We start from the raw sequence: 14321 nt of genomic DNA on the forward strand, positions 1-14321 counted from the left end.
TGGTCTGCCTGTCACCGTGAGGTCATCCGGATCCGGTGATGTGGACACGGCGCTCGGAAACCGCCGGGGCCGGCCAGGAGGTTGTCGACATGAGCACTACGGGCACGGTCGAGGTGCTGCCGGATCAGTTGAACAAGGCCGCCGGCGAGATGTACGCGCTGGCAGGCGATCTGGATGCCATCGTGCAGACGCTGTCCACCACACTGGCCTCGCTCGGGACGCGATGGGGGCAGGACAGCTACGGGAAAAAGTTTGCCGACGGTGTCACGGGATACCTGGCGGTCAAGCAGAACCTGATCGGCGACGGGTCCGCCACCACCACCGGTGTGACGCCCGGCGCCCAGGGGCTCGTGGCCAGCCTGCGGTCCTTCGGTGACGGGATGGTGGCCACGGTGCAGAAGGTGAACGAGAACGAGCAGACCGCCGTCGACGTATTCCAGGCGGCGTGAACGGCGCAGGGGATGGGGCTTTACCTGCCGCCGGAGCTGTCCTGGCTGGGATATGTCGCCGGCGCGGCGTGGCCGCAGGGCGATGAGGACGGCCTCTGGGCGATGGGCGATGCCTGGCAGCACGCGGCCGATCAGGTCAGGGCCCTGATCGTGACCGTGGAGCAGGCGCAGCGCGATACCGCGGCCGCTTATCCCAGCGGGACCGGCAGCGACCAGATCGCGCAGTCCTTCGGTGGGCTGGTACAGGGTTCGGGTTCGCTGGCCGATCTGGCCGATCAGTTCGCGCAGGTGGCGACCGCGTGCACCGGCACCGGAACGCAGCTGCAGAGCACCAAGCTGACGATCATCAGCTCCCTGATCATGCTGGCCTATGAGATCATCATGGCATGGCTGTTCCCGCCGACGGCTCCGGCGGTGGAGGCCGGCGCAATCGGGGCCACCCGGCTGTTTCTGCAACAGGTGGTCGAGCAGACCTACGGCCGGATCGCGACCTGGGTGGAGCAGCTGATCGATGCGCTGCGCGAATTCGCGCCGTTCATCGTCCGTGCAGAACAGATCGCGGGCGATGCCAAGGCATTTGTGGTGGGGTCCATCGAGAATGCGGGCGACCGGGTGGCGACGGCGATCCGCGAGGCGGCCGGCGAGATTGTCGCCGACGCGGTGTCGTATTTCCCGAAGCTGGCCTGGGACAGGGCGGCCGATACCATGGCGTTGTCCGTTAAGCAGGATCTGGCGGTGCAGCTGGTGCAGATCGCCGAGGGGAAGAAGAAGGGGCTCGACTGGGAGGAGCTCGGCGTCTCGGCGGCGGCCTCGGTCGCCGGCACGCTGGCGGGGGTGCCGCTGGCCAATATCGCCGCCCGTGGTTTCGACCGGGTGGCGGTGGGGACGTTCGGTGCCGATGTGTCCGGTGGGCTGGCCGGCGGGGTGCGCGGTGCATTCGCCGGTTCGGTCGGCGGTCTGGCCAGTGGGGTGGCCGGAAATATCGTGTCCGACCTGGCATTCACCGGTACGCTCGATCCGAGCGGATGGGGTGCGAGCCTGGTCGGCGGCGTGGCCCGCGGTGCCGCGGTCGGCACGATCAAAGGGTCTGTCGGTGAACTCGGTCTGAAGGCGCCCGGCGAGGGGGCGGCCCGCGCCGACGTCAACCCCGACGACGGTCGGACCGGACCGACCACTACGCGATCCGCCGACGGCCGCACCACGACGACGGTGACCAAGACCTACGACGACACGGGCGCCGAGACCGGCCGCATCACCACCAGCAGTTCCACCGATCGGCAGGGTCGGACCACCACGATCACCACCACCACCACCAGCGGCCGCGCCGATGCCGTCACCACTCGTGGTACGGATGCCGTCACCACTCGTGGAACGGATGCCGTCACCACTCGTGGAACGGATGCCGTCACCACGACCACGCGCGCCGGCGCCACCACCCGGACCTTCAGCGACGATCAGGGCAGAACCATCACCGAGACTGCAGCAGGCGACGGTTCGGTCACGCGGACCACTGTGCAGCCCGATGGGACTCGCACCTCCGAGACCACCCGCGCCGGCACCGCGACGACCAGTGCGTTCGACGCCGCGGGCAATCGGGTGTCGACGACCACCGAGCAGGGCTTGATGACCACCACCCGCACCGGCGGTGTCGCCGTCACCCGGGATGCGCTGGGTACCGAGACCACCACCGATACGGGCGGTGTCACGAGCACGGTCCGGATCGGCTCGGGCGGCGACAAGGAGACGACGGACGAACACCTGTCGCATCTGCCGGAGCAGCAGGATAATCCGGTCCAAGCTCATCAGGATAATCTGTCGCACAATGAAACTCAGGCCCGGCAGTCCCAATTCCGCAGTCAGCAGCGCGCCGCCGAGGCGCAGGGCAAGCGCGATGAGCTCGGCGTGACCCAGGACCGCGCGAGCCGGTGGCAGCAACAGCGGCAGCAGGGGGAGCAGCAACGTCCGAACGAGACCCAGGCGCAACGCGTCGAGCGCCACAACACAGAGCGCGAGGAACTCGCCCAGACGCAGCGGGGTGAATCCGAGGCCTTGGACCGTGCATTGGGCCGCAACGTCCAGAAAACGCTGTCGGGCGAGAGTTTGCGCGCCAGGACCCGGCTGAAACAGCACCAGCAGTCCTATGCGGAGCCGGCGGGCTTCACCGCGGTGGCGGCCCCGTTGTCGTGGCCGGGCAGCATCGGTCCAGGTGCCGGCGATGGAAGCAGCCCCGGTCCGGGTGCCGGTGGTAACGGTCCAGGTGCCGGCGATGGAAGCAGCCCCGGTCCGGGTGCCGGTGGTAACGGTCCAGGTGCCGGCGATGGAAGCAGCCCCGGTCCGGGTGCCGGTGGTAACGGTCCAGGTGCCGGCGATGGAAGCAGCCCCGGTCCGGGTGCCGGTGGTAACGGTCCAGGTGCCGGCGATGGAAGCAGCCCCGGTCCGGGTGCCGGTGGTAACGGTCCAGGTGCCGGCGATGGAAGCAGCCCCGGTCCGGGTGCCGGTGGTAACGGTCCAGGTGCCGGCGATGGAAGCAGCCCCGGTCCGGGTGCCGGTGGTGACGGTCCGGGTGCTGGTGATGGAAGCAGCCCTGGTCCGGGTGCCGGTGGTGACGGTCCAGGTGCCGGTGATGGTCAGTCGCAGCAGGGCCACGGCCCCGATGACGACCAAAACCAGGGCAACGACGGCCGCGCCGACCTTGGTGGCGCTGGGCCCGATTTCTATCGGGGCATACTGCAGGCCCTGGACAATGCCGAGCAGTGGGCCGCAACCGGTTTGGGCGGTCCGCGCGGCGGGCCCGGGTGATTCACGAGATTGCCTCGAGTCGGTCGAGCCGCTGTTCCCGGCACAGCGTGATCCGAAAACTTGCGTCGCGGCAGATCGTGGACCACGCTGTTACCGAGTGCGCCCTGGCTACCGCGGCGGTGCCGCAGATCCCGGCAGCGGCGCCTGCGTCCCAGAACCACTGATCCGATCGAAATACGGTGCCCGCGATGCGTTTTCACGTTGTCAATCTGCCCCACACGCAGACCACCAAGCATTACTCGCCGTGTGCTTACACGCAGAAGGTGCGCCGGTTCTGCGACATGATGACAAGCCTGGGGCATGAGGTGTTCCTCTACGCCTCGCAGGAGAACGAGGCCACCTGCGCGGAGCTGATCACCATCGTGACGAAGGACGAGCAGCGGGAGTGGTTCGGCCACAACGACGTCTTTGAGGGCCCCATCAACATCACCTGGGGTATGAAGGATAAGCACTGGGTGGTCACCAATCACCGGGCCATCGCCGAAATCGCCAAGCGTGCCGAGCCGCGTGACTTCATCTGCATTATCGGCGGAACCTGCCAGGAGGCCATCGGCGGCGCCTTCCCGGACATGCTCACCGTGGAATTCGGCATCGGTTACAGCGGCGTATTCGCCAAACACCGTGTCTTCGAAAGTTATGCGTGGATGCACGCGGTGCACGGCGCCCACACCACACTGCCGGGGATCATGAGCGACCGCGGCCGCTTCTTCGACGCGGTGATCCCCAACTATTTCGAGGTGGAGGACTTTCCGTTCTCCGCGGAGAAGGACGACTACTACCTGTTCATGGGCCGGTTGGTCGAAGCCAAGGGTATTCAGATCGCCATCGACACCTGCCGCACCCTGGACCGCAAGCTGGTGGTCGCAGGTGCGGGCACACCACCGGACTTCGGCGAGTACGTCGGCATCGTGGATAGCCAGCGGCGTGGCGAGCTGATGAGCCGGGCCCGTGCGGTCTTCGTGCCGTCGCTGTATCTGGAGCCTTTCGGCGGTGTCCACGTTGAGGCGATGCTCTGCGGTACCCCGGTGATCACCACGGACTGGGGCGCTTTCAGCGAAACCGTGCAGCAGGGCGTCACCGGCTTCCGTTGCCGCACGTTGCGCGAATTCGTCGATGCCGCCGACGCCGTCGACAAACTCGACTATCAGGGGATTCGTGACTACGCCGTGTCCCGTTTCTCCACCGACATCGTCGCCGAGCAGTACGAGACCTACTTCCACCGCCTCGAAACCCTCTGGGGCGACGGGTTCGACGCCCTCTGAGCCTCACACCGGCGGCAGGTGGCAGGCCTGGATGAGCTCCAGATCCCGGGTGCGCGACACCAGCATGCCGCGGCCGGGCGGGTACCTCGCGGGCCGGACTTCGCCGAGCAGCACGCCCTCGTCCTTGGGTGTGCTCATCAGGATGCCGTCGACGGACATATCCTTCATCGGGCCGAGCACATTGTCGTAGAGCGCCCGGCCCGCGCCACCGGACCGGCGGGCGATGATGACGTGCAGGCCGATGTCGCGGGCCTGCGGGATGAGATCCATCAGTGCCAGCAGGGGATTGTTGGAGGCCACCATGTCGTAGTCGTCGACGATCACATACACCTCCGGTCCGGTCCACCAGCTGCGCTCGCGCAGCTCCGCCGGGGTGATGTCGGAGCCGGGGATGCGCTTGGTCAGGAAGCCCGCGACCTCCTTGATCGTCCCGATCGAGGTCTGCGCCGAGGTCGAATAGCCGGCCAGATGCGGTCCTTCGATCACGCCCAGCATGGTGCGGCGGTAGTCGACGAGGATGATCCGCGCATCGTTCGGGTGCGAGTTCTCCACGATGCCCATCGCGATGTTGCGCAGCAGGGTGGTCTTGCCGCAGCCCACGTCGGCGAACACCATCAGGTGCGGCTGCTCGTCGAAATCCAGCACCAACGGCTGCAATTCGGATTCGCCCAGGCCGATCAGCACATGCTTGTGGTCCAGTTGCACACCCAGCTCGCGCGCCGTGGCCAGCGCCTGCTCGCGCGGGATCTCCAGCGGCAGCATGCGCACGGCGGGCGCCCGGCGTTCGCCGTACATCTCGGCCAGCCCCGTCTTCGCCGCAGTCACGCCCTCGGAGAGAGTCTCCGGGTCGGAGTTGGAGTCCAGCCGGGGCAGGGCCAGCAGCAGGTGCAGCTTGGCACTGTTTATGCCGCGGCCCGGCCGGTTGAGCGGAACCCCGGCCGCGGAACGGCGATCCATCTCGGAGTCCGACGGGTCGCCCAGCCGCAGCTCGACGCGGGTGCCGATCTGATCCCTGATCACAGGTCGGATCTCCGCCCAGCGGCTGGCGCCGAGCATGACGTGGATGCCGTAGGACAGGCCGCGGGCCGCCAGCGACACCACGTGCCCGTCGAGGGCCTCGAATTCCTCGCGGAACCCCGCCCAGCCGTCGATCACCAGGAATACATCGCCGAACAGATCCTCCGCCAGCGGATGCGTGGCCTGCTCCGGCTCGGGCTTGGCGGCGAGTTCGGCCTTGAGCCTGCGGAATTCGCGCATGTTCTCGATGCCCAGCCGCAGGAATCGGGCCTCGCGCTGCCGGAGCAGCGTGACGAGTTCGGCGATGGTGCGGCGCACCCGGTCGATCTCGAGCCGGCTGGCGGCCGAACCGACGTGCGGCAGGTCGCCGAGCCCGGCGAGCGTGCCGCCGCCGAAGTCGACGCAGTAGAACTGCACCTGTTCGGGGGTGTGGGTGGCGGCCGCGGCCATGATGATGGTCCGCAGCGTGGTGGACTTGCCCGACTGCGGACCGCCGACCACCGCCACGTGGCCCTGTGCCCCGGCCAGGTCGATGGTGAGCACGTCACGCTTCTGCTCGTAGGGTTTGTCGATGACGCCGATCGGCATCCACAGCTTGCCGTGCTGGTTGCCGGGGGATCGCCAGTCCGATTCGGGCAGCAGCATATCCACGGTGGGTGAGACGTCCAGCGGTGGCAGCCAGACCTCGTGCGCGGGGCGCCCGTGGCCGATGAGCCGGTCGACCACCACCTGCAGCAGGCTGCGTTCCGGACCGGGTGCATCCGGTTCGGCGAGCAGCGCGCTCAGATCAGGCAGCGCGACCTCGACCGGTCCGGGCGCCTCGCGCACCGCCACCGGGCCGGCGGTGAACAGGTCCGCGGCACCCGCCGCTGCCGGTCCGCTGCCGATCCGTGGGCCGGTGTCGGCCGGCGGCACATACGTGCCGGAGACGTAACTGCCGTTGAAGCGCAGCGGGTCGGCCGCATCGCTCTTCAGGTAGGCGGCGCCGGGTTGGCTCGGCAGATGGTAGGCATCGGTGATGCCGAGTACCTGCCGCGATTCGCTGGCCGAGAAGGTACGCAGGCCGATCCGGTAGGACAGGTGGGAGTCCAGGCCGCGCAACCGGTTCTCCTCCAGCCGCTGCGAGGCCAGCAGCAGATGTACCCGCAGGGACCGGCCCAGCCTGCCGATCATCACGAACAGCTCGGCGAAGTCCGGCTTCTGCGACAGCAGTTCGGTGAATTCGTCGACGATGACGAACAGCGCCGGCAGCGGGTCGAGCTGGGCACCGTGTGCGCGCGCCTTCTCGTACTCGGTGACATTGGAGAAATTGCCGGCCGACCGCAGCAATTCCTGCCGGCGGTTCATCTCGCCGGCCAGTGCGTCGCGCATGCGGTCCACCATCGAGAGCTCGTCCTCGAGGTTGGTGATGACCGCGGCCACATGCGGCAGCGGATCCAGGCCGAGGAAGGTGGCGCCGCCCTTGAAGTCGACCAGCACCAGGTTCAGCAGGTCCGGGGAGTGGGTGGTCACCATCGACAGCACCAGGGTGCGCAGAAACTCCGATTTACCCGAACCGGTTGCGCCGATGCACAATCCGTGCGGGCCCATGCCGTTCTCGGCGGCTTCCTTGATATCCAGTTCCACCGGGGTGCCGTCCGGGGTGGTGCCGATCGGCACCCGCAGCCGTTCCCGGACCGACCGCGGCCGCCAGGCCGCGTCCGCATCGATGGCCGCCGCGTCCGGAATCTTCAGTAGCGACATCAGACCCGGGTCGGCGACGAGATCCTCGCCCAGGTCGACGATCTGGCTGGCGGTTGCGATGCGGTAGCGCGCCATCCCCCGGGCGAAGGTCGTGGACTCGACCATGCTCACCCGGTCGGGGCCGGCGAACTTCTCCACCATGCCGGACGTGCGGGCCCCGATCACCTCCTCCTCCACCACCAGCTGCAGGCCGCGGCGCACGGCCAGACCGGCCTGCGGCGCGGTCAGATCCAGCACGGTCACCGAATCCAGACCGGCGTCGCTGATGATGCGCTCGGAGCCGCTGACATAGCCGTCGTCGATCACCACCACCAGGTGCAACCGCCCGGCGGTGGGCGGTCCGTTGCGCAGGAACCGGCCGCGTTCGAGCAGATCCTCCGACAGCGCGGTCTCCAGTTCCGACAGCGACTCATACAGCATCCGAGCCGAGCCGATGGCGTCCTTGTCCCTCGGATGCTGCAGGTGCGGCAGCCATTTCGCCCACTCCCAGTGCGCCGCATCGGGATCGGCGGTGACGATCGCGATCACCAGATTGTCGGGGCCGTGGAAGGTGGTGAGCTCCATCATCACCGCGCGCGCCAAGGCGCGGCCGTGCTCGCGCGGACCCTCGATGTTGATCGCGGGGAAGGCGCGCAGCGAGATCGCGGTCGGCAGGCCGTGCACCACCGAATGGGTGCGCACGAACCGGCGCAGCGCCACCGTCGCCACCGGTTCCAGATCTTCCAGCGGCCCGGTTTCGGGCCGAGCCAGTTTGGTGGCGATGCGGTGGCTGCCGACACCGATGCGGACGTGCCCGAAATCGGGGTCGTTGGGTCGGCGTTCCCACATGCGCCGGGTACCGATGAGGGCGGGCAGGTCCCGGGGATGCGGATGACTCCAGGTCAGGGCCTCGCGCTGCGATGTGCCGGTGTGGCGCACGTCCCTGCGCAGCTGCTCCAGGTAGCGGAAGTAGTCCTTGCGTTCCTCATTGAGTTCGGCGGCTTTCTTACCGCCACCGCCACGGTTGCCCGCGACCATGCCGCCCATCGACATCAGCATCATCATCGGGAACATCATGGTCAGCGGGTTGCTCAGCATGGCCTTGCCGCTCATGGTGAACATCAGGCCCATCATGCCGAGCACGGCGACCACCATCACCAGCGGCATCAGCCGCTGCCACAGCGGGTTCGGGATCGGCGAGGTGATCTCCGGCGGCGCATCGAGGATCACCTCGCCGCCGGGCGGACGCGGCGGCGCGATCCGGGCCAGCCGGACGAAACCTTGTGTGGTCATGGCTGTTCCCTCAGTTGTCGTCGCCCGGCAGGACGAGTGGGCGCCGCTTCTCGCGGCGGAACGGAATCGACACCGCCAGCACGATCGCCAGCAGGGCCAGGCAGGTCAGTGCGCCGCCCACCCCGATGCGGCGCGGCCACGGGTCCACCCGCGGTGGCGGCGGCGGCGCGGGAATCGCGTGCCCGAGGTCGGGCGTGCCGGACTGCGCCGGCAGCACCGCCGTCAGCGCGGCCACCGGATCGACCAGGCCGGCGCCGATGCGGTCGTCGCGGCCGCTGCCGGGCCCGTGTGCGGTGCGCACGATCCGGTCGACGACCTCTGCGGCGGATAGACCGGGGTAGTGGGCGCGTACCAGGGCGGCCACGCCGGCGACGAACGCGCTGGAGAAGCTGGTGCCGTCGACCGGGGCGACCGTGCCGTCTGACTGCGGGGTGCCGTTGACCAGGCCGGTGCCGTCGGGGTTGCTGTCCAGTGACATCAGGTTGCTGCCCGGCGCGGCCACCCCGACCCACGGGCCGTAGAGCGTGAACGCGGATGGCGTGCCGTCGGTTTCGACCGAGGCGACCGACAGCACGTTCGGGGTGAACCACGCCGGGGTGGCGATGGTCTTCACCGAATCCCAGCCGGTGGTGCCGTTCTGGGTCTTGCACGCGCCCTGGCTCTCCAGGTTGCCGGCCGAGGCGACCACTACCACGTTGTGGTCGGCGGCGTACCGCAACGCAGCCCCCAGCGCGCCATCGCCCGGGTTCTGGCCTACGGCGGTGCATGACACCTCGGAGATGTTGATGACCGTCGCGTCCAGGTCGACCGCGTGCACGATCGCGTAGGCGAGGGTGGTCACGTTGCCGTAGCCGCCGGCCGACATCTGGCCCGGGTGGTTCTGGTCGTCGCTGTTCTTGGCCTGGTAGGCCAGGCTGGTCTGGCGGATGGACAGGATGGTCGCGTCGGGCGCCACCCCGGAGAAGCGGTCGCTGCCGTCGGGGGCGGGGTGGCCGGCGATGATGCCGGCCACCAGGGTGCCGTGCCCGTCGCAGTCGACGGTGCCGTCGGAGGTGGACACGTAGTCGCCGCCGGGGATGACGGCCAGCCGCGGGTGGTTGTTCACGCCGGTGTCGATCACCGCTACCAGTTGGCCCGCACCGCGGCTGAATTCCCATGCCTGAGTGAGCTCGAGCGCTTTCTGCGCCGCCGGTTCGCTGGTCGGTGCGGGGCCGGTCCAGACGGGATGCGAGCACACCAGATGCTGCTGGGTGGCGGTCGGCGGCGCCACCGGGGCGCCGAGCACCAATGCCCCGGGATCCACCCCGGGCGGTGCGACGCCCTGGGCGACGCCCGCCGGCGCGAGCGCGAGCGCCAGCACCGCGGCGACGGCCCCGAGTCGCTGGGCGACAGCCCCGGGACGGTGGGCGGTAGCGGTGCGGGCAGCGCGTGCGGGGATGGCGAAGCTAGGCATTGCGGGCGAGGGTGTAGATGTCGAGGATCCAGAACGCCAGGGGGCCGATCACGCAGATGAGCAGGTATTCCAGTATCTCCCCGAGCCGCTGCACCACCGGCGACACGTCCACCCGCGGGCCGATGACGCCCACGACCACCGCGGCGACCGAGAACAGCACCAGCGTCTCGGCCGCAGGCAGGGCCAGGTTGTGCAGCCTGACTCCCAGCAGTATCGACAGGGCCACCAGGATCGTGCAGCCGCCCAGTACCAGGGTCGACGCCTGGGTCAGGTCCGCGAAGGCGCGGCCGCGCCGGCACAGCACCAGGCCCGCCGCGGCCGCCAGCGCGGCCCCCTGCCAGCGGTGATCGGCCGATCCGGTCGCCGCGAGTGCCCCCGACACCGCCGCCAGCACGAGCCCGATGAGCATGCCGGACTGGTATTCGTTGGCCAGCCGGGACCGCTGGCCCAGCCCGGCGGCCGACGGGATCGCGGTCGCGCCGATCGCCCCGATGCCCTCGATGGTGGGCCGCTGCTCGTGGTCGCGTGGATCGATCACGCCGCCGGCCGTCGGCACCGGCGGCACCGGCAACCGGGCCGCCGCCACCGCGAGGCGCGGCGCGAACGTGACACTGAGCAGGGCGCACACCACCGCGACCACCCCCACCTTCGGCAGTGCGGGGTGCCACAGCGTCGTCGCGCCGGCGCCTGCGATGCCGAACACCGCGGTGGTGATCACCGCCGCGAATACGGTGGTGCCCGTGCCGACCAGGCGCAGCGTCGGCACGGCCAGCAACAGGGTGACCGCGCAGCCCAGCAATAGCTGCGGGGCGCCGACACCACCGGGCACCAGCACCGCCGCACCGGTGCCACTCAGGACCAGACCGCACAGCGACAGCGCGGTCGCCGCTCGCGGCTCGGCGTAGAACCGCGCGGTGAGCGCCGCCGCCACCAGTGTCAGCAGTCCCACGCCGAGACCGACTCCGCCGGCCGGGAGGCCTCGGCCCTGCGCCGCGGTCACCACCAGCAGCAGCGCCGCGCCGATACTGCCCGCGATCGCGGCCGCCAGCCCGGCCCGCCCGGCGATCTCGGAACTCCACCCGCGGAAAGAGCTTTCGGTCAGCCGGGCCACCGCATCGATGACGTCGTCGAACAAGGCGGGTGCTTCGACGGTGTCTACTGTGCGCAGGATGAGCAGCTCGCCGTCGAACACGTCGGCCTCGGTCAGCGACCGGTGCGGCTCGATCGGCTCATGCCCCAGCCGCGCCAGGGTCCAGTGCTGGGCGTGTAGCTGTGCGCCGCCGTCGTCGTGCTCGGACAGATCCGGGTTGCGTGAGGCAATGAGCGCCACCACATCCGGGATGAAATTGGCGACCGGGATCGAGGCGGGTAACGCCATATCGACCTGGGTGTTGCCGCCGATCACTGAAACACGGCAGAGTTGTGGCTCGGTGGTCGATGATTCGAACAATGGACGAACTCCCGTATCTCAGGTCGTGCCCTTGTGGAAGGTATCAGATGCCCGGACGCCGCGCCTCTCGGACTTGCAGTGCAGTCGCCACTTTGGCTGTCGGCGTGGCAAAATGCCTGTCGCGGCCCAGTTTTCATAATTGTCAGCTGTGAATCACCTGTGCCGGTAGGAGATTTCGGTTTACCTTCAGGGAGTAGCCCAGCATGTCCGCCATTCAGCAAGCGCAACAGATCTTCGACGCGGGCGTGCTGTCCCTGGGTTTGATGGTCGACGGTCAGCAGGCCGCCAAGGATCTGGAGTACGCCAAGGTCGCGTTCCGGCGGGCCACCGAACTCGACCCGACCATGTGCGATGCCTGGCTCGGCCGCGCCGCCGCCGGCGAGGTGACCCGTGAGGTGCTGTTCAACCTGCACAAGACGTCCGCCTCGGCGCTGCTGCGCGAGCAGCGCCGGATCGGGCTGGCGCCCCGCCAGTTGGCCGGCCGGTTCCAGATCGGTCAGTACATCGAGTATCCCATCGCCGGCCTCACCGAGATCTGGCTGGCGCAGGCGGTCCAGCTGATGAACGATCAGGAGTACGACGACGCCGAGCAGGTGCTCGACGAGCTGGAGCAGCGGCGCCGGGTGCGCGAGGATCCGGACCGGGCCACCGACGACCGGGTGTGCGGCTATACGCGGGCGGTGCTGCACTTCAACACGCAGCGCTGGCCGGATGTGATGTCGGTGCTGGCCGGCTCGGCGGAGTGGCAGGATCCCTATATGGCCGCCGGTGCGCACGTCATGGTCGGCACCGCGTGCGCGCACCTCGGAATGTTCGGTGAGGCGATCCGGCGGCTGGAACTGGCGGAGCGGGGCCCGATCCCGGCCGCTCGCACCGCCGCGATGTACTGCCACGGCCTGTGCCTGCGTGAGCAGGGCAACGATGATGCCGCCCGTGCGCTGTTCGAGACGGTCTACACCCAGGTTCCCGGTTTCGAGGCCAACGTGCAGGCCATGCGCGACCCGGCGTTCCGGATCATGGGGACGAGCCGGGAGAACATCGAATCCCGCACGGACCGCTGGGATCCGGCGTCCGCGCCGTCGCTCGCGGAAGTCGCCGAGCAGGATCATCAGGACAAGGCGGAGGCGACCCTGGCCGCCGCCCGCGCCGAACTGGATGCGCAGATCGGCCTGGGCGCGGTGAAGGTTCAGGTCGCCAAGCTGCAGTCGTCGGCCACGCTGGCGCAGATCCGCGCGGAGAAGGGGCTCACCAGCATGCCGCGCGGCCAGCACCTGGCCTTCACCGGCCCGCCCGGTACCGGGAAGACCACCATCGCCCGGGTGGTGGCCAAGATCTACTGCGGGCTCGGGCTGCTCAAGACCGACAAGGTGGTGGAGACCAAGCGCGCCGATTTCGTCGGCCAGCACCTGGGTTCCACCGCGATCAAGACCAATAAGCTGATCGACAGCGCGATGGACGGGGTGCTGTTCATCGACGAGGCGTACACGCTGATCCAGCAGGGTCTGTCCGGCGGTGACGCCTTCGGCCGCGAGGCCGTGGACACCCTGCTGGCCCGCATGGAGAACGACCGCGACCGGCTGGTGGTCATCATCGCCGGATACGACGGCGAGATCGACCGGTTCCTGGCCGCCAACGACGGCCTGGCCTCCCGGTTCGCCAAGCGGATCAAGTTCGACTCCTACTCGCCCGACGAACTGTGCGAGATCGGCCGTCTTATTGCCCACAATCGCGATTCCACCATGTCGGACGAGGCGGTCGAACTGCTGCGCAGGGCGTGCGCGGTGCTGTACGACGCCGAGCGGACCGATCAGAGCGGGCTGCCGCGGCGCGGTATCGACATCGCGGGCAACGGCCGTTTCATCCGCAACGTCATCGAAAATGCCGAGGAGGAACGGGAATACCGCCTCGCCATGGACGACAGCGTGGACCTGCGAGCGCTGGACTCGGAGACCCTGATGCGGATCGAGGTGGCGGATATGGTGAAGTCGCTGGAGAACGTGCCTCAATAGCGGGGGCCCCAGGCACCGGCCAGGGGGTCGATGGCCGCGGCAGTGTCCAGGATGCCGGCGAGAATGTCGGTGATGGGGCGCCGGGAGATGACGGCGAAGCCCTTGTCCGCCAACTCGGTTCGTGCGTTGTCGTCGCGTACGAGGTCGACACAGGTGTCCACCAGCTGTGAGAGGGGGACGGCGGCGATGCCGTCGCCCAGCTCGTCGTCGTCGTCGCTGTGGTTGATCTCGGCGACGACCGCCTTGCGGTTGCTCAGCAGGTATCCAACGCGCACCGACTCCAGCGCATGGTAGTCGTCGCGTGCGTGCATATTCAACACGATCTTGGCGCGGGCGATGGCGGGATCCAGATCGCGGCAGAAGACATCGTCGAGATGACTCACCCGCAGCCCGGCGTAGCGCAGCGCCGACAGGATTTCCATGCGGCGCGGCGTGCCGACGCCGTAGAACAAGACGTCGATGTCCTCTTCGTCGGCGACAGGGACATACTGCATGGCGGGATGATGGCCGACGGGCACGTAGTGTGCTGCGACGCCGTGATGGCGTAGCCGCTCGATATTGAGCCGGGAGTAGTCCCAGACCACATTCGAGCACAGCCGGGGGATCGGGATGTGGCCCATCTGCATTCGCCAGTCACACACCGGTTCCAGCTGGTAGAAAATCGATCGCTCCGGAAATGCCTGCGGTCCGGTGTAATAGGCGAACACCATGTTGATCCGGTCGGCGGCGAACCCGCCCGCGTCAACGGTGGTATGGCCGAGATCACGCAGCCCATGGCCGATGGTTTCCATCATGTCCAGATAAAAAGGGAGCCTCCGGTGCGGGGGCTGGGTGAGGTTGAAATGCATGGTGGTTGGTCCTCCGGAC

The 14321-nt window shown here is 68.5% G+C and carries 8 protein-coding genes; 4 read left to right on the top strand and 4 right to left on the bottom strand.

Features of this window, described 5'->3' with window-relative positions:
* Positions 1-89 precede the first annotated feature (89 nt).
* From ACV7NQ_RS20240 to ACV7NQ_RS20250, 3 genes are all read left to right on the top strand, one after another.
* Positions 90-449 (top strand): hypothetical protein, encoded by a 360-nt coding sequence (locus ACV7NQ_RS20240; protein WP_463361090.1) that lies wholly within the window; start codon positions 90-92, stop codon positions 447-449.
* 12 nt (positions 450-461) lie between these two features.
* Positions 462-3248, top strand: coding sequence for a WXG100-like domain-containing protein (locus ACV7NQ_RS20245; RefSeq protein WP_463361091.1), 2787 nt, complete (start codon positions 462-464; stop codon positions 3246-3248).
* A 188-nt stretch (positions 3249-3436) separates the two neighbouring features.
* Positions 3437-4510: a glycosyltransferase gene (locus ACV7NQ_RS20250; RefSeq protein ID WP_463361092.1), complete on the top strand. Its 1074-nt coding sequence runs from the start codon at positions 3437-3439 to the stop codon at positions 4508-4510.
* A 3-nt stretch (positions 4511-4513) separates the two neighbouring features.
* Here the strand turns inward: ACV7NQ_RS20250 and eccCa are convergent, their stop codons facing one another.
* The 3 genes from eccCa to eccD are packed head-to-tail and all read right to left on the bottom strand — an operon-like array spanning position 4514 to position 11445.
* Positions 4514-8542, bottom strand: a complete 4029-nt coding sequence (eccCa, locus tag ACV7NQ_RS20255) for a type VII secretion protein EccCa (protein ID WP_463361093.1) — start codon at positions 8540-8542, stop codon at positions 4514-4516.
* 10 nt (positions 8543-8552) lie between these two features.
* The gene (mycP, locus tag ACV7NQ_RS20260; protein WP_463361094.1) at positions 8553-9995 is read right to left on the bottom strand and encodes a type VII secretion-associated serine protease mycosin; all 1443 of its coding nucleotides are present in this window, start codon (positions 9993-9995) and stop codon (positions 8553-8555) included.
* A complete protein-coding gene (gene eccD / locus ACV7NQ_RS20265) occupies positions 9988-11445 on the bottom strand; it encodes a type VII secretion integral membrane protein EccD (RefSeq protein WP_463361095.1) in 1458 nt (485 codons plus the stop codon). Before eccD ends, mycP begins: the two co-directional genes overlap by 8 nt.
* 203 nt (positions 11446-11648) lie before the next feature.
* Between eccD and eccA the strand changes: the two genes are divergently transcribed.
* A complete protein-coding gene (gene eccA, locus ACV7NQ_RS20270; RefSeq protein WP_463361096.1) occupies positions 11649-13454 on the top strand; it encodes a type VII secretion AAA-ATPase EccA in 1806 nt (601 codons plus the stop codon).
* On the opposite strand, the gene ACV7NQ_RS20275 is transcribed toward eccA, so the two are convergent.
* Positions 13448-14302, bottom strand: a complete 855-nt coding sequence (locus tag ACV7NQ_RS20275; RefSeq protein ID WP_463361097.1) for a CgeB family protein — start codon at positions 14300-14302, stop codon at positions 13448-13450. The two genes, eccA and ACV7NQ_RS20275, sit on opposite strands and share 7 nt — an antisense overlap.
* Positions 14303-14321: the final 19 nt, after the last annotated feature.

This window comes from Nocardia sp. Tas62D01 (assembly GCF_055232035.1).

Coding starts and splice junctions, on each gene's coding strand:
- ACV7NQ_RS20240 (WP_463361090.1), top strand. CDS start 90: ATGAGCACTACGGGCACGGTCGAGGTGCTGCCGGATCAGTTGAACAAG.
- ACV7NQ_RS20245 (WP_463361091.1), top strand. CDS start 462: ATGGGGCTTTACCTGCCGCCGGAGCTGTCCTGGCTGGGATATGTCGCC.
- ACV7NQ_RS20250 (WP_463361092.1), top strand. CDS start 3,437: ATGCGTTTTCACGTTGTCAATCTGCCCCACACGCAGACCACCAAGCAT.
- eccCa (WP_463361093.1), bottom strand. CDS start 8,542: ATGACCACACAAGGTTTCGTCCGGCTGGCCCGGATCGCGCCGCCGCGT.
- mycP (WP_463361094.1), bottom strand. CDS start 9,995: ATGCCTAGCTTCGCCATCCCCGCACGCGCTGCCCGCACCGCTACCGCC.
- eccA (WP_463361096.1), top strand. CDS start 11,649: ATGTCCGCCATTCAGCAAGCGCAACAGATCTTCGACGCGGGCGTGCTG.
- ACV7NQ_RS20275 (WP_463361097.1), bottom strand. CDS start 14,302: ATGCATTTCAACCTCACCCAGCCCCCGCACCGGAGGCTCCCTTTTTAT.